The sequence below is a fragment of the Xanthomonas sp. NCPPB 2632 genome, from assembly GCF_041228075.2.
GTDB lineage: Bacteria > Pseudomonadota > Gammaproteobacteria > Xanthomonadales > Rhodanobacteraceae > Luteibacter.
The window spans coordinates 761133-779962 of record NZ_CM192979.1 but is presented as its reverse complement, the minus strand read 5'-3'; the positions used below and the strand labels follow the sequence as shown (position 1 = coordinate 779962).

At 67.2% G+C, this 18830-nt stretch carries 16 protein-coding genes; 1 reads left to right on the top strand and 15 read right to left on the bottom strand.

The features are described 5' to 3' along the window. Positions 1-86 precede the first annotated feature (86 nt). Complete coding sequence (locus AB8808_RS03425; RefSeq protein ID WP_369926754.1) at positions 87-1019, bottom strand: M23 family metallopeptidase; 933 nt, start codon at positions 1017-1019, stop codon at positions 87-89. A gap of 29 nt (positions 1020-1048) precedes the next feature. Between AB8808_RS03425 and AB8808_RS03420 the strand changes: the two genes are divergently transcribed. Continuing rightward, the gene (locus AB8808_RS03420; RefSeq protein ID WP_369926752.1) at positions 1049-1507 is read left to right on the top strand and encodes a DciA family protein; all 459 of its coding nucleotides are present in this window, start codon (positions 1049-1051) and stop codon (positions 1505-1507) included. A gap of 1124 nt (positions 1508-2631) precedes the next feature. Here AB8808_RS03420 and lpxC read toward each other — a convergent pair. The 14 genes from lpxC to rsmH all read right to left on the bottom strand — a co-directional run bounded on the left by lpxC (position 2632) and on the right by rsmH (position 18822). After that, the gene (gene lpxC / locus AB8808_RS03415) at positions 2632-3543 is read right to left on the bottom strand and encodes a UDP-3-O-acyl-N-acetylglucosamine deacetylase (protein ID WP_036137646.1); all 912 of its coding nucleotides are present in this window, start codon (positions 3541-3543) and stop codon (positions 2632-2634) included. Positions 3544-3864: 321 nt separating this feature from the next. Then, on the bottom strand, positions 3865-5049 hold the full coding sequence (ftsZ, locus tag AB8808_RS03410) for a cell division protein FtsZ (protein WP_036137648.1): 1185 nt from the start codon (positions 5047-5049) through the stop codon (positions 3865-3867). Between the two features lie 134 nt (positions 5050-5183). Beyond that, entirely contained in the window at positions 5184-6419 is a 1236-nt protein-coding gene (ftsA, locus tag AB8808_RS03405) for a cell division protein FtsA (RefSeq protein WP_036137650.1), read from the bottom strand. Positions 6420-6427: 8 nt separating this feature from the next. Continuing rightward, the gene (locus AB8808_RS03400; RefSeq protein WP_369926749.1) at positions 6428-7168 is read right to left on the bottom strand and encodes a cell division protein FtsQ/DivIB; all 741 of its coding nucleotides are present in this window, start codon (positions 7166-7168) and stop codon (positions 6428-6430) included. Further along, the gene (locus AB8808_RS03395; RefSeq protein WP_369926747.1) at positions 7165-8142 is read right to left on the bottom strand and encodes a D-alanine--D-alanine ligase; all 978 of its coding nucleotides are present in this window, start codon (positions 8140-8142) and stop codon (positions 7165-7167) included. The genes AB8808_RS03400 and AB8808_RS03395 overlap by 4 nt, the downstream gene beginning before the upstream one ends. Further along, positions 8139-9578 carry a UDP-N-acetylmuramate--L-alanine ligase gene (gene murC / locus AB8808_RS03390; protein WP_369926746.1) on the bottom strand — a complete coding sequence of 480 codons (1440 nt, stop codon included), beginning with the start codon at positions 9576-9578 and terminating at the stop codon, positions 8139-8141. Before murC ends, AB8808_RS03395 begins: the two co-directional genes overlap by 4 nt. Continuing rightward, positions 9575-10678 (bottom strand): undecaprenyldiphospho-muramoylpentapeptide beta-N-acetylglucosaminyltransferase, encoded by a 1104-nt coding sequence (murG, locus tag AB8808_RS03385; protein WP_369926744.1) that lies wholly within the window; start codon positions 10676-10678, stop codon positions 9575-9577. The genes murC and murG overlap by 4 nt, the downstream gene beginning before the upstream one ends. Beyond that, positions 10675-11895, bottom strand: a complete 1221-nt coding sequence (ftsW, locus tag AB8808_RS03380; RefSeq protein WP_036137663.1) for a putative lipid II flippase FtsW — start codon at positions 11893-11895, stop codon at positions 10675-10677. Before ftsW ends, murG begins: the two co-directional genes overlap by 4 nt. 6 nt (positions 11896-11901) lie before the next feature. Further along, positions 11902-12984 (bottom strand): phospho-N-acetylmuramoyl-pentapeptide-transferase, encoded by a 1083-nt coding sequence (gene mraY, locus AB8808_RS03375; RefSeq protein ID WP_369926742.1) that lies wholly within the window; start codon positions 12982-12984, stop codon positions 11902-11904. Beyond that, a complete protein-coding gene (locus tag AB8808_RS03370) occupies positions 12974-14338 on the bottom strand; it encodes a UDP-N-acetylmuramoyl-tripeptide--D-alanyl-D-alanine ligase (RefSeq protein ID WP_369926740.1) in 1365 nt (454 codons plus the stop codon). Before AB8808_RS03370 ends, mraY begins: the two co-directional genes overlap by 11 nt. Continuing rightward, positions 14335-15828 (bottom strand): UDP-N-acetylmuramoyl-L-alanyl-D-glutamate--2,6-diaminopimelate ligase, encoded by a 1494-nt coding sequence (locus AB8808_RS03365; RefSeq protein ID WP_369926738.1) that lies wholly within the window; start codon positions 15826-15828, stop codon positions 14335-14337. The genes AB8808_RS03370 and AB8808_RS03365 overlap by 4 nt, the downstream gene beginning before the upstream one ends. Beyond that, on the bottom strand, positions 15825-17633 hold the full coding sequence (locus AB8808_RS03360; RefSeq protein ID WP_036137672.1) for a peptidoglycan D,D-transpeptidase FtsI family protein: 1809 nt from the start codon (positions 17631-17633) through the stop codon (positions 15825-15827). The genes AB8808_RS03365 and AB8808_RS03360 overlap by 4 nt, the downstream gene beginning before the upstream one ends. After that, positions 17630-17902, bottom strand: coding sequence for a cell division protein FtsL (gene ftsL, locus AB8808_RS03355; protein ID WP_036137674.1), 273 nt, complete (start codon positions 17900-17902; stop codon positions 17630-17632). Before ftsL ends, AB8808_RS03360 begins: the two co-directional genes overlap by 4 nt. Then, entirely contained in the window at positions 17899-18822 is a 924-nt protein-coding gene (gene rsmH / locus AB8808_RS03350; protein WP_369931323.1) for a 16S rRNA (cytosine(1402)-N(4))-methyltransferase RsmH, read from the bottom strand. The genes ftsL and rsmH overlap by 4 nt, the downstream gene beginning before the upstream one ends. Positions 18823-18830 lie beyond the last annotated feature (8 nt).

Below are 18830 nucleotides of genomic sequence, written 5' to 3'. Positions count from 1 at the left end.
CCGAGCGGCACGAAGGGACGATCATACTACGCCCGCCCCTGGCTTTCCTCGGGGTGGCGGCATGCCGCCACGGATTCAAGGCCGGATCAGCGGTGGCTGCGGACGAAGGCCAGCGGATTGACTACCTGATCGTGGTACCAGACCTCGAAATGGACGTGGGAGCCGGTGGAGCGGCCCGTTGAACCGGCCTTGGCGATCACGTCGCCCACCCTGACCCGCTCGCCCGGGGTGGCGACGATGGCGCTGTTGTGGGCGTAACGGGTCATGTACCCGTTGCCGTGGTCGATTTCGACGACATCGCCATAGCCGCTGCGCTGACCGGCAAAGGTGACCATGCCTTCGGCGACCGCCGTCACCGGCGTACCCGTCGGGGCGGCGATGTCGATGCCCGTGTGCCGGGCACTGTGCCCGCTGAAAGGATCGGGACGACCGCCAAAGTAGGAGGAGATGTAGCCGTTCACCGGCATGCCCGTCGGCCGCAGGCTGGACTCGATCCGGCGATCCATGAGCATGTCGCTCAGGGCCTCGAGCTGGACCTGCTGGGTATCGAACTGGCCCGATAACCGGTAGATACCGCGATCCAGCGATCCTGGCAGGGTATAGGCGTCGCCAGCAGCGGTCGGTTCCGGACCACCCTGCCCCGGCACCTCGTCGAAGTCGAACTCGCCGGCGTCGAGCTTGCCCACCTGGGTCAGGCGCTCGCCCAGCGCGTTCAGGCGGATGGATTGGGCCTGCAACTGGCCCAGCTTCACGGCCAGGGCGTCGAGGTCTCGCTGGGCGTCCCGCCGGATCTGTGCCACCTGGGCATCCTGGTCGCCCACCTGCTGCTGAAGACCCTGGATATGACCGAGGGCACGGCCTCGGGGACTGGCCACGGCCAGGGCGACGACCGCACCGACGCAGGCAATGCCCAGCACACCGGCCAGGGCGACAGCGGCCATCTTGCAGCGCAGGCGCCGGCAGGAGAGGTCCAGCGTTTTCGGTCCTTTCTGACCGCGTGACACGAGTATGATCTGCATACGTTCCACATCGAAAAGTCCATCGGCCCATGCCACCGCCGTCCAAGCCGTCCCGCCATGCCACCCGTGGACTGAAATCCATCGTGGACGTGGGACCCGTCGCGTCGCTCGCCGCCAAGGCGCGCGAACTCGACCAACTGGACCGCCAGCTGCGCGCGACCCTGCCCTCGCCCATGCGCGACCACATCCGCTTCGCGGACCTGCGCGATGGCCGACTCGTCTTCCTGGCCCCATCGTCGGCATGGGCTTCGCGGGTGCGCCTTTACCAGACGCAGATCCTCGAAGCCGCCCGCGCCATCGGCGCGAAGGCCTACTCGGTCGCCGTGAAAGTGGCACCCTTGCCGCCCGTGGAGGTCATTCCCGACCGGCACAGGCCGCTTTCCGCCGGTGCGGCCAGTCACCTCCGGTCCGCCGCGGCGTCGCTGTCCGATCCCACCCTGCGGGATCTCTTCCTCTACCTGGCTCTCCAGGCAGACAACGAAGATTAATCAAGCACTTAGCGTTCGCCATGGTGAATGCGTAAGTTATACCGCCTCCATGAGGTGGCGAACTTTATAGCATGCATTCACGGGAGGGGCACCTGCCGTGCACACCACGTTCACATCCGCGGGGAGCTTGGGTTGAGATGCCTGGAGCAGGAGCCGGGGTGGGCGGCGACGGCAAGAGCCGGCGGGTGCCACCCTCGGGGCCACGCCTGCGGCGACCCGCTAAGGAAGGGCCGCTCCGCGGCCGTTTGTCTATTCCCCTTCGGGGCGGGTCGGGCTTCGCCCGGGGATTTTCGATTCGCCATCCATGGCTCAGCGAAAATGGCCGGCCGTCCTGGCCGGCCCCGCTGCGCGGCCTTGTCCGTTCGAAGCCCTCGCCTGCGGCTACCGGCCACGAGGGTGGCACCCGCCGGCTCTTTCACGGACTGAGGTTGCGTGTGGGAAAAGCTAAGAGCCAGGTTTCGCTTCGTTGTTGGGAACGCTCACTTGCCTGATGCGCACGGCATCAGCCGCCTTGGGTGGTGTTGAGGGTTCGCGCACACGCGTGCGCTCCTACACACAGCCGACGGATCAAGCGTTGAATAGACCGGCCCTACCTTCGGGGTAGGAGCGCACGATGTGCGCGAACAACCAACAAAGTGCTGACGCCGTACCCCGACCGCTACTCGCTCACCCCACGCGCTGCTCGCCCAACACGCCACCTCAGTTTGAGGAAGAGCCGGCGGGTAGCCCCCTCGGTGCCGGTCGCCGCAGGCGAGGGATTCGAACGGAAAAAGCCCGAAGGGGGCCGGCCAGGACGGCCGGCCGTTTCCGCTGAGACAGGAGGTCGAATCGGAAACCTCCGTTCGAAGCCCGACCCGGCCCGTAGGGCAATAGATAGACGGCCGCGCCAGCGGCCCTTCCTTAGCGGGTCGCCGCAGGCGTGGCACCGAGGGGGCTACCCGCCGGCTCTTGCGCCAGAGCACACGGCACACGGTACACGGCACACGGCACACGAAAACCGTATCGCGAAAAGATGTCGCGCACATCGTGCGCTCCTACAACACAAACGCATGCGCGAACGAACGAAAAAACCCGCCTCGGTGGGCGGGTTTTTCGTGTTGCTGATGTGTCGTCTTGGCTTCGGCTCAAACCGCCTGGGCGGGATGGGCGTAGGAGATCGGCGCCTTGGCCGGGTCCTTGAAGCTGACTTCTTCCCACGCCGCGGCATCGGCCATCAGGCTACGGAGAAGCTTGTTGTTGAGCTCATGCCCCGACTTGTGCGCGGAGTACGCGCCGATAAGGCTGTGGCCGAGCATGTAGATGTCGCCGATGGCGTCGAGGATCTTGTGCTTGACGAACTCGTTGTCGTAACGGAGGCCGTCTTCGTTCAACACGCGGTAGTCGTCGAGCACCACGGCGTTGTCCATCGAACCGCCCAGCGTGAGGTTGCGCTCACGGAGCATTTCGATGTCGCGCATGAAGCCGAACGTACGGGCGCGGCTGACTTCCTTGACGAACGAGGTCGTCGAGAAATCCATCTCGGCCTGCGAGTTGCGCTTATTGAACAGCGGGTGGTCGAACTCGACCGAGAAGCCGACCTTGAAACCGTCGAACGGCTCCAGCTTGGCCCACTTGTCGCCGTCCTTGACGATCACCGGCTTCTTGATACGGATGAAACGCTTGGCCGCGTCCTGTTCCTCGATGCCAGCGGACTGGATGAGGAAAACGAACGGACCGGCGCTGCCGTCCATGATCGGCACTTCCGGCGCCGACAGGTCGACATACGCGTTGTCGATGCCCAGGCCGGCCATCGCGGAGAGCAGGTGCTCGACCGTCGAGACGCGGACCTCGCCCTGGATCAGCGTCGTGGAAAGACGCGTGTCACCGACGTTTTCCGGGCGGGACTTGAGCTCGACCGGGGGATTGAGGTCGGTGCGGCGGAACACGATACCCGTGTTCGGCGCGGCCGGACGAAGCGTCATGTACACCTTGTCGCCGGTATGGAGACCGACGCCCGTGGCGCGAATGATGTTCTTGAGCGTGCGCTGCTTGATCATGTTGGGTCGAACCTTCTTGGCAGCAGCCTAAAGTAGCGGTCATGCTAACACAGTCTTAACCTGTGAATAAACAAACCAGACGGTACAGTCCAGTGTCGCTTCACTGTTCCTTCAGCATGAAGGACAGGCGATTCTCACCGCCCGTGCGACCGAATTGTTCGTCCTGTCAAGCATTTACAAGCTGCTGAAATACGGTCCGCTTTTCCGTCGGCGAAACGGGGACGCTCCGCCGCCCGGACGGGACGGCGGCGGAGCGTCGGTCAACCCGGCGTCGTGCCGGGTCGTCCTCACGTTGTCCTTAACGTGCCTTGGGGTGGTGCGTCAGTCGGCCTGGCGACGCAGGAAAGCCGGGATGTCGAGGTAATCGATCGCCGGCTCGGCGTTCTTCGACGGGGCCGGCTCCGAACGCACCGACGGCACGGCGTCCGACTGCGCGTAGTCGACCACTTCGTTGCCGGTACCCGTGCGCAGCACCACCGGACGCGGACGCTGGCGCATCTCGACCTGCTGCTGCACCGGCTGGCGAACCGGCTGCTTGGCCGTGGCGCCGACGCGGTTGAGGCCGGTGGCGACCACCGTGACGCGGACGTCGTCCTGCATTTCCGGGTCCAGCGAGGTGCCGATCACCACGGTCGCATCTTCCGAGGCGAAGTCGTGGATCACGCGACCGATCTCGTCGAACTCGCGCATGGTCAGGTTCGGACCGGCGGTGACGTTGACCAGGATGCCGCAGGCACCGGCCAGGTTGACGTCCTCGAGCAGCGGGTTGTTGATCGCGGCCTCGGCGGCGGCCTGGGCGCGGTCGTCGCCGCGTGCCGTGCCGGAGCCCATCATCGCCATGCCCATCTCGCTCATGACCGTGCGCACGTCGGCGAAGTCGACGTTGATCAGGCCCGGGGCTGTGATCAGGTCGGCAATGCCCTGCACGGCGCCCTGGAGCACGTCGTTGGCGGCCTTGAACGCGTTGAGCAGGGTGACTTCACGACCCAGCACCGAAAGCAGCTTCTCGTTCGGCACGGTGATCAGCGAGTCGACGTGCTGGGAGAGGTCCTCGATACCCTTGAGGGCGACCTGCATGCGACGACGGCCCTCGAACGGGAACGGCTTGGTCACGACCGCGACGGTCAGGATGCCCTTTTCCTTGGCCAGCTGCGCGACGACCGGCGCTGCGCCGGTGCCGGTGCCGCCGCCCATGCCGGCGGTGATGAAGACCATGTCCGCGCCTTCGAGCATTTCCTCGATGCGCTCGCGGTCTTCCAGCGCGGCCTGACGGCCGACTTCCGGATTGGCGCCCGCACCCAGGCCCTTGGTGACGTTGCCGCCCAGCTGGAGATGCGTGCGCGAGGCGCAGCTCTTCATCGCCTGCGCGTCGGTGTTGGCGACGACGAACTCGACGCCTTCGATATTGGAGTTGACCATGTGGGCCACGGCGTTACCGCCACCACCACCCACGCCGATGACCTTGATGACCGCATTCGGTGCCAGCTTTTCGATGAGTTCAAACATTTCCCGTCCTCCGCAGAACTTTTAGTTTTTTTGGTTTATGTCCCTTGCCCGACTCCTGTCGGCCATGGGTTGCGGGCCATCCTGCTGCCCCGGCGCCCCCCTTCCATCGGGCACCGACTAATTCGATACGACGCTCAGAAATTCTTGGTGAACCAGCTTCGGAACTTTTCAACCATGCTGCCGACATTGCCGGCGGCGGAATGCGTGTGGCGCGCGGCACCCGTGGAGCGCGACCCGTGCAGCAGCAGGCCGACGCCGGTGGAATGCAGCTCCGTGGAGACCACGTCGCCCAGGCCCGACACATGCTGGGGCACGCCGACGCGCACCATCTTGTGGAAGATTTCCTCGGCGAGCTCGAGTGCGCCTTCCATCCGCGACGCGCCACCGGTCAGCACGATGCCGGCGGCGACGAGGCTTTCGTAACCCGAGCGGCGCAGTTCGTCCTGCACCATCTCGAATATTTCCTCGTAGCGGGCCTGCACCGACTGGGCCAATGCCTGTCGTGCGAGGCGACGCGGCGGGCGATCGCCGACGCTGGGGACCTGGATGGTTTCTTCCGCATGCGCAAGCTGCGCAAGCGCGCACGCGTATTTGATCTTGATCTCTTCCGCGTGAGCGGTGGGTGTGTGCACACCGTAGGCGATGTCGTTGGTCACCTGGTCGCCACCGACCGGTAGCGACTTGGTATAACGAATCGCACCCTGCGTATAGATGGCGATATCGGTGGTGCCCGCGCCGATGTCGACAAGGCACACGCCGAGTTCGAGTTCATCCTCGGTCAGCACCGCTTTCGCGCTCGCCACCGCGGCCGGCACCAGTTCGTCGACGGACAACCCGCAACGCTGGATGCACTTGGAGATGTTCTGCACCGCACTGGCCGCACCCGTCACCAGGTGCACACTGGCTTCAAGGCGCACGCCGCTCATGCCGACCGGATGGCGGATGCCGTCCTGGCCGTCGATACGGTATTCCTGCGACTCCTTGTAGAGCACCTTGCGGTCGGCGGGGATCGCCACCGCGCTGGCGGCTTCCAGCACCTGCTCCAGGTCCGCGGCCATGACCTCGCGGTCGCGAATGGCCGCGGTACCGTGCGAGTTGCGCGTTTCCAGGTGGCTGCCCGAGATGGAGGCGTATACCGAGCGGATGTCGCAACCGGCCATCAGCTCGGCCTCTTCCACCGCACGCTGGATGGAATGCACCGTCGATTCGATATCCACCACCGAGCCGCGCTTCATGCCGCGCGACACATGCGTGCCGATGCCGATCACTTCGATCGGTTCGCCAGGCTCGTATTCGCCCACGATCGCGACGACCTTCGACGTTCCGATGTCGAGGCCGACGACGAGCTGTTTGTCGTTCTTGTTTCTCATGATCCTGCTCAACTTCCGACCTTGGGTGTGGCCGTGGTTTCCGGCTGCGGCCACCGGATGGCGAATCCGTTGGTGTAACGAAGGTCGGCGTAGGCGAAACCGCCATGCCGACCGGCGACGAGTTGGGGGTAGACATCGAGGAACCGCGCCAGGCGACGGTCGGCCTGCTCACGGTCGCCGATCACGATCTCCGCGCCACTTTCAGCCGTGACGCTCCAGCTGCCGCGCTCGCTGAGGCTGACGCCGACGATGGACAGGCCGGTGCGGCCTTCGAATGCCTTCTGCGCCTGCGCGTAGAAGCTGACCACTTCGGCCAGGCGCGAATCCGGCCCGCGAAGGCGCGGCAGGTCGCCCATCTGGTCGGCGCCCGGCGCATCGAAAACCAGGCCCTGTCGGCTGATCAGGCGATCCTCGTTCCAGCGCGCGAACGGCTGCCGCTCGTAGATGCGAACCAGCAGCGTATCCGGCCAGCGCTTGCGCACTTCCACCGACTCCACCCACGGCAGGCTGCCAATGGAGTGGCGCACGGTTTCCAGGTCGGTGGCGAAGAAACCCTTGCCGAGGCTGGGTAGCACGGCGCTGCGGATCTGCTCCGCGCTGACGTGGGCGAACTCCGCTTCCACCTTCAGTTGCGTAACGGGCCAGCGACCGGCGGCGAACCAGCCCTGCATGACGCCGACCACGGGCAACACCACCAGCGTTATGGCGATGCCCCAGGCAACCAGACGCGTGGCGGCGGAACCCCTCATGCGCGGGCAGCCTCCCGTTCCATCGAGGTTTCCAGCACGCGCCAGCACAGCTCGGCGTAGCTCAGCCCGGCGACGGCCGCCGCCTTGGGCACCAGCGAATGCGACGTCATGCCCGGGGCGGTGTTCACCTCGAGCAGCCAGTTCTTGCCATGGCGGTCGCGCATGACATCCACGCGCCCCCAGCCGAAGCAGTCCAGCGCGTCGAAAGCCTGCACCGCAAGCGCGCGCATGGCGTCTTCCGCGTCACCGGACAGGCCGGGCACGAGGTACTGCGTGTCTTCGGCCACGTACTTGGCGTTGTAGTCGTAATACTCGCCCTGGGGCACGATCTTGATCGTGGGCAGCACCTCGCGGCCCAGGATGCCGACGGTGAACTCGCCACCTTCGGTGCCGTCGCCCTCGATCAGCGCTTCCATCAGCATGTCGCCCGGGTAACGGCGGGCCAGTTCGACGGCCGCATCCAGGCCGGCTTCGTCGAACACGCGCGTGACGCCCACGCTGGACCCTTCCCAGGCCGGCTTCACGATCAGCGGAAAACCGACCTCGCGGGCCGCGGCATGCACGTCCGCGCCGCGTGGCAACGCCTTGAATGTCGGGGTGGGCAGGCCGAGTGCGATCCACACCTGCTTGGCGCGCACCTTGTCCAGCGACAGCGCCGAACCGAGTACGCCGGAGCCGGTATAGGGCACGCCGAGCGACTGCAAGGCACCCTGCAGCTCACCGTTCTCGCCGCCCGCGCCGTGCAGGATGTTGAACACGCGGGCGAAATGGCCGGCGCGCACCGCATCCAGCAAGGCGGGAATGCCATCGATGGGGTGTGCATCCACGCCGAGCGAACGCAGCGCCTCGAGGACGCCACGGCCGGAGTCGAGCGACACCTCGCGCTCGGCGGAATTGCCGCCCAGCACGACGGCCACGCGGCCGAAACCGGCGGCGTCGTTGACGATGCGGGGGAAGCGGTCGGAGCGGTTCACGGAGAAGTCCTCAGGTGGCCGACACCGGCCAGGTCGATGGCGGCGGCGCCGATGTCGCCGGCGCCGAGCAGCATGATCAGGTCGCCGTCGCGCGCCAGCGCCGACAGCGTGTCGCGCAGGTCGCGCGGATGGTCGACCAGCACCGGGTCGGTCTTGCCACGGGCACGGATTGCACGGGCCAGTGCCTTGCCGTCGGCGCCCGGAATGGGCGACTCGCCCGCCGGGTACACCTCGGTCAGCACCAGCACGTCGACCTCGGCCAGCACGTTGGCGAAATCGTCGAGCAGGTCGCGCGTACGGCTGTAGCGGTGCGGCTGGAAGGCCACGACCAGGCGACGATCGGCCCAGCCGCCGCGGGCGGCGGCGAACACCGCGGCCAGCTCGCGCGGATGGTGGCCGTAATCGTCCACGAGCAAGGCGCTGCCGCTATCCAGCGCGATCTCGCCGCGCCGGTGGAAGCGACGGCCCACGCCTTCGAAACGTGCCAGCGCATGCGCGATCGCTTCCGCCTCGACGCCGAGCTGCCAGCCGACGGCGGCCGCGGCCAGCGCGTTCTGCACGTTATGCCGGCCAGGCAGGTTGAGGGTCACCGGCAGCGTACCGTCCATGCCCGGCAGGTGCAGGTCGAAGTGCATCTCGAAGCCGATCTGGCGGACGTTGGTGGCCGTGACGTCGGCGCCGGCGTTGTCCACGCCGTAGGTCATCACACGGCGCGAGGTGTCCTGCGCCAGCTTCGCGGTTTCCTCGTCGTCGATGCACAGCACCGCCATGCCATAGAACGGCAGGCGATGCAGGAAATCGCTGAAGGCCTTCTTCACCAGCGCGAAATCGCCCTGGTAGTTCTCGAGGTGGTCGGCATCGATGTTGGTGACCACCGCCATCACCGGCGACAGCATCAGGAACGAACCGTCCGATTCGTCCGCTTCGGCCACGAGATACTGGCCCGTGCCCAGGCGCGCATTGGCACCGGCGGCATTGAGCTGGCCACCGATCACGAAGGTCGGATCGTAGTCGGCCTCGGCCAGCACGCTGGCGACCAGGCTGGTGGTGGTGGTCTTGCCGTGCGTGCCCGCGATGGCGATGCCACGACGGAAACGCATCAGCTCGCCGAGCATTTCCGCACGCGGCACCACGGGGATGCGCGCGGCGAGCGCGGCGACCAGTTCGGGATTGTCCTGGCGGATGGCGCTGGAGGTGACGACCACATCCACGCCGTCGATGTTGACCGCCTCGTGACCGATGCACACCGTGACGCCGAGCCCGGCCAGGCGCGCGGTGGTGGCCGAGGGCGCGCGATCGGAGCCGGACACGCTGTAACCGAGGTTGGACAGCACCTCGGCGATGCCGCTCATGCCGACGCCGCCCACGCCGATGAAGTGGACACGGCGGAACGAGGTCATGAAATCGTCGTGGGCGCGCAAACGACCGGGCGTCATGCGGAAACCTCCATGCAATGACGGGCAATCGTGGATGCGGCGTCGGGCTTGGCCAGCGTGCGGGACGCGATGGCCGCGGAAAGGATCTGCCGGCGATCGGCCAGCATGTCGGATAGCAGGTGGGCGAGCATGTCGCGCGCACCGCTCTGTGCAAGGGTAGCGTCCGCCACCAGCCGCGCACCGCCGGCATCGACCATCGCCCGCGCATTGGCGGTCTGGTGATCGTCCACGGCATGCGGAAAAGGCACCAGCAGCGCTTCGAGGCCGGCCGCGCAGAGTTCGGCCACGGTCAGTGCGCCGGCGCGGCAGACGACGACATCGGCCCACTCGTAGGCACCGGCCATGTCGTCGATGAAGGCGACGATATTGGCGGCGATACCGGCTTCGGCGTAGGCGGCACGGGCGTCTTCGAGGCCGCGCTCACCGGTCTGGTGCACCACTTCCGGCTCCAGCCGGTCGCCCTGACCGTTATCGGCCATCCGGCGAAGCTCGGCCAGCGCCGCGGGCACGGCCATGTTCAGCGTCCGCGCACCGAGGCTGCCGCCCAGCACGAGCAGACGCGGACGGCCCGTACGACCGGTCATGCGCATCTCGGGTGGTGACAACGCGGCGATGCGTGAACGCACCGGGTTGCCCACCCACTCGCCGTTGGGAAGCACGTTGGGGAAGCCGGTCAGCACTTTGCGCGCGAAGCCAGACAGCTTGCGATTGGTGAAACCGGCCACGGCGTTCTGCTCGTGCACCACCAGCGGGATGCCCGCGAGGCGCGCGGCCACGCCGGCCGGTCCGGCCACGTAGCCGCCCATCGACAGCACGCACGCCGGACGCAGGCGACGCAGCAACGCGAGCGACGCGAACAGTGCTCGCACCAGCATCACCGGCGCCATGAGGCGTGTCTTCAGGCCCTTGCCACGCAAGCCGCCCACGGCAATGGTGTGCAGGTCCAGGCCGTGCGCGGGCACCACGCGGGTTTCCATGCCGCCTTCGGCACCCAGCCAGGCCACGGGCATGCCGCGCGAACGCAGTTCGTCGGCCACGGCCAGGCCGGGGAAGATATGGCCGCCGGTACCGCCGGCCATGATCAGCACCGGGCGCGTCATGCCGCACCCCCGAACGCCGCCGAATCCGGCACGGCGTTGGCCGGCAGGCGCACGGCGGTCTGTCGCGCGTCTTCCGCGCGGTTGATCTCGAAGGTGGCGCGCAGCAGCACGCCGACCATGGCGCAGGTCATCAGCACCGACGAGCCGCCGGAGCTGATCAGCGGCAGGGTCAGGCCCTTGGTCGGCAGCACGCCCAGGTTCACGCCGATGGACACCATGGCCTGGAAGCCCAGCATCAGCGAGATGCCGTAGGCCACGTAACCGGAGAAGCGCTGGCCGAGCTCGACGCCCTTGAGGCCCATGTACAGACCACGGCCCACCAGCACGATGTAGAGGAAGATCACCGTGACGATGCCGGCCAGGCCCAATTCTTCGGCCAGCACGGCAAGGATGAAGTCGGTATGCGCCTCGGGCAGGTAGAACAGCTTCTGCACGCTGGAACCCAGGCCCACGCCGGTCCATTCGCCACGACCCACGGCGATCAGCGCCTGGGTCAGCTGGAAACCGTCGTTGAACGGGTCCTTCCACGGATCGAGGAAGGACGTCAGGCGCTTGATGCGGTAGTCCTCGGCGGTGGCCGCGTAGATCAGCGCCGGCACCAGCGGCGTCGCCAGCACCAGCAGGTTGCGCATGCGCGCGCCGGCCAGCCACACCATGCCCACCGTGGTGGCGACCACGAGCGCGGCCGAACCGAAGTCGGGCTGGGCCAGCAACAGCAGCACGATGAGGCCCGCCACGCCCACCGGCTTCACCACGCCGAAGAGGTCGTATTCGACACCTTCGCGATGACGGACCAGATAGCTGGACAGGTAGCCGACCAGGATCAGCTTCACCGCTTCCACGGGCTGGAAGCTGGTCACCAGCAGGTTCACCCAGCGACGCGCGCCGTTGATGCGCATGCCGAACACGGGCAGGAACACCATCAGCAGCATGATGACGCCGAACAGCAGCAGCAGGAAGCTGTGCTTTTCCAGCACTTTCAGTTCCGTGCGCATGGCCGCCGCGGCCAGGCAGCCGCCCAGCACGAGGAACACGAGGTGGCGCTTGAGGTAGTAGAAGGCACCCTGGTGCGAACCGTCGGCCACCGCGATCGAGCTGGACGTGACCATGATCACGCCCAGCGTCGCCAGGGCCAGCGCGGCCAGGAGCAACGGGAGATCGAAGCTCCCGCGGGGGCCCTGACGGCGTTTGGCCTGTTTGTTTCCGAAGCCGAACATGATCGCTTAGCGCACCTTCAACGTGGCGAGACCGATGAGCACCAGCACGACGCTGATGATCCAGAAACGGACGATGACCCGCGGCTCGGGCCAGCCCTTCAATTCGAAATGATGGTGGATCGGTGCCATGCGGAAGATGCGCTTGCCGCGCAGCTTGAAGCTGCCGACCTGGAGCATCACCGAGGCGGTTTCCATGACGAACACGCCACCCATCACCAGCAAAACGATTTCCTGGCGCACGATCAGCGCCACGCAGCCGAGCGCCGCGCCGATGGCCAGCGCGCCCACGTCACCCATGAACACCTGGGCCGGATACGTGTTGAACCAGAGGAAGCCGAGGCCGGCCCCGGACAGAGCGCTGCAGAAGATGGCCAGCTCGCCGGCGCCCGGGATGGCGGGGATACCGAGATATTCGGAAAACAGCTTGTTGCCGGCGAGGTAAGCGAAGATGCCCAGCGCACCGGACACGAGCACGCTCGGCATGATCGCCAGCCCGTCCAGGCCGTCGGTGAGGTTCACCGCGTTGGAGAACCCGACGATGATGAAATAGCCCACCACGATGAACAGCAGGCCGAGCGGGATCGCCACCTGCTTGAACAGCGGCACGTACAGGGCGGTCTCCGCCGGCAGCTGATGGGTCTGGTAGAGGAACACCGCGGCACCCAGGCCGAACACCGACTGCCAGAAGTATTTCCAGCGGCTGGCCAGCCCGCGGCTGTCCTTCAGCACCAGCTTGCGGTAGTCGTCGTAGAAACCGATCACGCCGAACAGCAGCGTCACGGCGAGCACCACCCACACGTAGCGATTGGACAGGTCGGCCCACAGCAGCGTGGCGATGCCCACGGCGAACAGGATCAGCAGGCCGCCCATGGTGGGCGTGCCGGCCTTGGACAGGTGGGTCTGCGGACCGTCGCTGCGCACCACCTGCCCCGCCTTCAGCGCGGCCAGCTTGCGGATCAGCAACGGACCCAGCAGCAGCGAGACCGACAGCGCCGTGAGCGCCGCCATGATCGCGCGAAAGGTGATGTACTGGAAAAGATGCACGGACGCGAAGTGCCGAGCCATCCATTCCGCCAGTTCAAGCAGCATCGGAGGCTCCTTCAGCGTATTTCTTCATCGCCGCCACGACCCGGTCCATGCCGGAGGAACGTGACCCCTTCACGAGGCAGGTAACGCCCTCGTGGACCTGCACGCAGGCCGCCTCGATCAGCGCCTCCTGCGTTGCGAAATGCTGTGCGCCCGCACCGAACGCCTCGACGGCCGCCGTGCTCTTGGCACCGGTGGCGAGCAGGCGTTCGATACCGCGGCGGTGCGCGAGATCGCCGATGCCCGCGTGCAGCGCCAGCGCGTCCGGGCCCAGTTCGGCCATGTCGCCGAGCACCAGCCAGCGCTCGCCCTGGGCCAGCGCCAGCGTGTCGATCGCGGCGGCGGCGGAACCGGGGTTGGCGTTGTAGCTGTCGTCGATGAGCGTCCAGCCACCCGCCATCGGTTCACGCTGGAGGCGTCCGGCCACGGGCGGCACCTGCTCCAGGCCCTCGACGATGCGCGCCACCGGCACGTCCAGCGCAATCGCGATCGCCGCGGCGGCCAGTGCATTGGCCACGTTATGCCGGCCGGGTAGCGGGAGGTGGACATCGCCGTCGCCGTGCGGCGTGGACAGCACGAAATGGGTGCCGTCGATGCGCTCCTCGACGATATCCGCGCCGATGTCCGCGCGATGGTTCAGCGCATAACGCAGCACCCGGCGCGCACCGGCCAGGTTGGTGAACAGACCGCCGAAGCGCTCGTCGTCCGCGTTGATGATCGCCACGCCGTCGGCGGAAAGCATCTGGTAGAGCGCGCCCTTGGTCTCGGCCACACCTTCCAGCGTGCCCATCCGCTCCAGATGCGCGGGTGCGATGGAGGTGACCAGGCCGATATCCGGTCGCGCGATGGCGGCCAGGTACTCGATGTCGCCCGGCTTGCCGGCACCCATCTCCAGCACCGCGTATTCCGTGCCTTCGGGCATCGCCAGCAAGGTCAGCGGCATGCCGATCTCGTTGTTGAAGTTGCCGGCGTTGACGTGCGTGTGGCCGTGGCGCGAGAGGATCGACGCGGTGAGCGTCTTCACCGTGGTCTTGCCATTGGAACCGGTGATGCCGACGACACGGACATGGCTGTTGGCACGCGCGGCGCTGGCCAGGTCGCCCAGGGCGGCCTGGGTGTCGTCGACGATCACCTGGGGGATCGACGCGTCGACAGGACGGGTGACCAGCGCGGCGACGGCACCGCGCGCCGCGGCCGCCGCCACGAAGTCATGCGCATCCACACGCTCGCCGGGCAGCGCCACGAACAGGTCGCCGGCCTTCAGCGTACGGGTATCGATCGAGAAGCCGCTCACCTCGACATCGGCGCCATGCAGGCGGCCGCGGGTCCAGAGGGCGACGGCGGACAGGCGCATCATGCGCGGGCTCCTTTCTTGCCGGATTCCATCGCCTCGCGGGCGACGGCGAAGTCGTCGAACGGCCGCTTGCCGTCCGGGCCTTCCTGATAGGTTTCGTGGCCCTTGCCGGCGATGAGCACGACGTCGTCGGCCTTCGCATCGGCCAGGGCCAGGGCGATGGCCTGGGCACGGTCGCGCTCCACCATCGCGGTGTCCGGATGGGCGAAGCCGGCCACGATCTGGGCGACGATGGCATCGCCGTCCTCGGTGCGCGGGTTGTCGTCGGTGACGATCACCACATCGGCCAGGCGCTCCGCGATGGCGGCCATAAGCGGACGCTTGCCTTGGTCGCGGTCGCCGCCGGCGCCGAACACGCAGATCAGCTTGCCCTTGGTATGCGAACGCAACGCCAGCAGCGCCTGCTTGAGGGCATCGGGCGTGTGCGAGTAATCCACGACCACCAGCGGCTTGCGCCCGTCGCCGCCGAGACGGCTCATGCGTCCGTTCACCGGCTGCAGGGACTCCAGCGCGGCGTGGATACGCTCGAACGGCTCGCCCAGCGCGCCGAGCACGGCCGCGACGGCGAGCAGGTTGGCCACGTTGAAACGGCCCAGCAGGCCACTGCGCACCGTGCGCATGCCCCAAGGCGTATCCAGGTTGAACGACAGGCCCTTGGCCGAGGTGACCACGATGTCCGCGCGTACCTCGGCATCCTTCGCGGTGCTGTCGGTGGCCATGGACGTACGCAGCCGGACCACGCCTTCCGGCAGGCCCTTGACCAGTTTCGCGCCAAACGGGTCGTCGATGTTGATCACTGCGGCGGCCAGGCCCGGGAATGCGAACAGGCGGGCCTTCGCCGCGCCGTAGGCTTCCATCGTGCCGTGGTAATCCAGGTGGTCGCGGGTGAGGTTGGTGAACACGGCGATGTCGAACGCCACGGCGTTGACGCGACCCTGCTCCAGCGCGTGCGAGGAGACTTCCATCGCCACGTGCGTGGCACCGGCGTCGCGGAATTCGGCCAGGCGCGCCTGCATGCTGATGGCGTCGGGCGTGGTCCGTTCGCCCTCGGCGATCGCGCCGTGCAGGCCGGCGCCGAGCGTGCCGATGGTGGCCGGCTTGCGGCCGAGGAATGCCAGCGCCTGCGCGATCAGCTGCACCGTGGAGGTCTTGCCGTTGGTGCCGGTCACGCCGACCACGTCGAGCACGGCCGACGGGTCGCCATGGAAGCGGGCGGCAAGCGCACCGGCCTTCTCGCGCAGGCCGTCCACGGCGATCACCGGCACGCCGGCGTCCACCGCGGCGAACGGCGGCTCGGCCAGCACCACGGCGGCGCCCTGCGCCACGGCCGTGGCGGCGAAGTCGATACCGTGGCCCTTGCCGCCGCGCAGGGCGACAAAGGCCTGGCCGGCCGTTACCTCGCGCGAATCCAGCGAGAGACCGGACACGGCGATATCGCCGGCGCCCGGGGCGTCGGCGATATCGCGGAGCAGGTCGGTAAGGGCGAGGGTCACGGCACCACCTCTTCCGCCGCACTGTCGTCCGCCTGCGGCGGCGGCGCGTTGGCCGTGCCGATCAGGCCGCCCTGGCTGGGGCCGCCGACATACCAGCGACCCACGTTGTCCGGCGGGATGTCGAGCAGGCGCACCGCGCCTTCCATCACCTGGGCGAACGCGGGACCCGCCACCGAACCGCCGTAGTAATGGCCGCCCTGCGGATCGTTGATAACCACCACGGTGACAAGGCGCGGATTGCTCGCCGGGATCATGCCGACGAAGAGCGAGATGTAGTTCTTCGCGAAATACCCGCCCACGGAGAACTTGTGCGAGGTACCGGTCTTGCCGGCCACGCTGTAGTTGGCGACGGAGGCGAAACCGTAGCCGGTACCGCCCGGCTGCAGCACGGTTTCCAGCATACGGACCAGTTCGTGCGCCACCTCGGGGGTGATGACCTGGTTGGGCGGGTTGTCCGCGCCCTTGATGAAGCTGGGCGCACGCAGCGCGCCGCCGTTGGCGATGGCAGCGTAGCCGGTGGCTAGCTGCAGCGGCGTCACGCTCAGGTTGTAGCCGTAGGCCATGCGCGACTTTTCGATCGGCTTCCAGGTGCGGCTGACGGGCAGGTAGCCCGCCGCTTCACCGGGAAATCCGCTACCCGTGCTGTTGCCGATGCCGAACGACTTCCACATGGAGTAGAGGAAATCGGTGTCGAGCGTCATCGCGATCTTGGCGGCGCCGACGTTGGACGATTTGGTGATGACGCCGGTGGGCGTCAGCGTGCCCCAGTTGTGCGTGTCGCGCACGGGGTGGCCACCCATCATCCAGGTGCCCGGCGAGGTCTCGATCATCGGGGAGGTGGGCGTGTACTTGCCGCTGGTGAGCGCGGCGGCCATGGTGAAGGCCTTCATCGTCGAACCCGGCTCGACCACGTCGGTGACCGCGCGGTTGCGGCGGTCGCCCGGGGAGCTGCCGCGCACGGCATTCGGATTGAACGACGGCAGGTTGGCCATGCCCAGCACTTCGCCGGTGTGGACGTCCATCACCACGATGGAGCCGGAGTCGGCCTTGTTCTTTTCCAGCGCATCCTTCAACGCGCTGTACGCCAGGTACTGGATGCGGCGGTCGATGGACAACGTGATGTCACGACCCGGCTGCGGCTCTCGCACCAGTTCGACGTCTTCCACCACATGGCCCATGCGATCGCGGATGACCCGCTTGGCGCCGGGCTTGCCCGACAGCCATTCGTCGAAGGCCAGTTCCAGGCCTTCCTGGCCGTGGTCGTCGATGTTGGTGAAGCCGAGGATGTGGCTGTTCACCGCGCCCGACGGGTAGTAACGACGGTACTCGCGCTGCGATGAAATGCCCGGGATCTTCAGGTCGACGATCGCCTGCGCGTCTTCCGGACGCAGCTGGCGGGCGATGTACATGAATTCCTTGTCCGCGCGCTGTTCGATCTTCTGCTTCAGGTCGTCGGCGTCGACGTGCAGCGCCTTGGCCAGCTCGGGAATGCGGTCGGCGTTCTCCAGCACTTCCGGCGGATTGGCCCAGATCGAGGCGACCGGCGTGGACACGGCCAGCGGCTCGCCGTTGCGATCGAAGATGGTGCCGCGCGACACGGCGATAGGCATCTCGCGCAGGAAGCGCGCATCGCCCTGGTCCTGGTAGAACTGTTTGCGGACCACCTGCAGGTCGAACGCGCGCACCACCAGGCCGGAGGCAGCCACGCACAAGAGCGCGACGATCACGGTCATGCGCTTGCGCGGGCTGGGGCCCTGGCCGCGACGGCGGCTGGGCACGACGGGCTTGCCGTAGCGGGCCTTCATCGACGCACCAACTGGATGTCTTGCGGCTTCGGCGTGAACATTCCGAGCTTGCCGCGCGCATCGGCATCGATGCGGCTGGGCTCGGCGTAGGTGGCCTGCTCCAGTTCGAGGCGCCCGTACTCCACGCCCAGGTCGTCCTTCTGGCTTTGCAGCCGCGACAGTTCGACGAACAGCACGCGGCTTTCGTGGCGCGTCCACACCACCCCGATAGCGCTGGCGATGACCGCCAGCAGCAGGAGGGAGAGGCAGATGGCGCCGAAGACCTTCATGCAAGCTTCTCCGCGACGCGCAGCACGGCGGAACGCGAACGCGGGTTCGCGGCCACTTCGGCGTCGGAGGGAAAGATCGCCTTGCCGACCGACTTCAGGCGGGCCAGCTTCGCTTCGGTCGGCGGGCCGCGACGACTGCCCTGCACACGGCCTTCGTGCGAGCGGATGAACTGCTTCACCGTGCGATCTTCCAGCGAATGGAAGCTGATCACGGCAAGGCGTCCACCGATATGGAGCAGCTCGAGTGCGGCGTCCAGGCCACGCTCGACGGAATCCAGTTCGGCGTTGACCCGGATGCGCAGCGCCTGGAACGTACGCGTGGCGGGATTCTTGCCCGGCTCGCGACGACCGACGCAACCGGCGACCAGGTCGGCCAGTTCCGCGGTGCGCGTAATGGGGGCGGTGGCACGGCGCTCGACGATCACCTTGGCGATGCGGCGGCTGAAGCGCTCTTCGCCGAAACGCCAGAGCACATCGGCGATATCGAATTCCGAGGCCTCGGCAAGGAAATCGGCGGCGCTGATGCCGCGCGTCGTGTCCATGCGCATGTCCAGCGGCGCGTCGGCCATGAAGCTGAAGCCGCGGCTGCGATCGTCCAGCTGCGGCGAAGACACGCCGAGATCGAGCAGGATGCCGTCGAGGCCGTCTGCCAGGGCGGGCCATTCGCCCATGGTGGCGAAGTTGTCGTGGCGCAGCGCGACACGCGGGTCGGCGGCCAGGCCGGCTTCGGCCACGGCGATGGCCGACGGGTCACGATCCATCAGGAACAGGCGGCCCTCGGCCGAAAGACGGTCAAGGATCGCCGAGGCATGGCCCCCGCGACCGAACGTCCCATCCAGATAGCGTCCGTTACCGCGCAAGGCGAGGCCCTCCACCGCTTCGTCGAGCATCACCGGGATGTGCACATCGCGCCCCGCCATCGCCACAT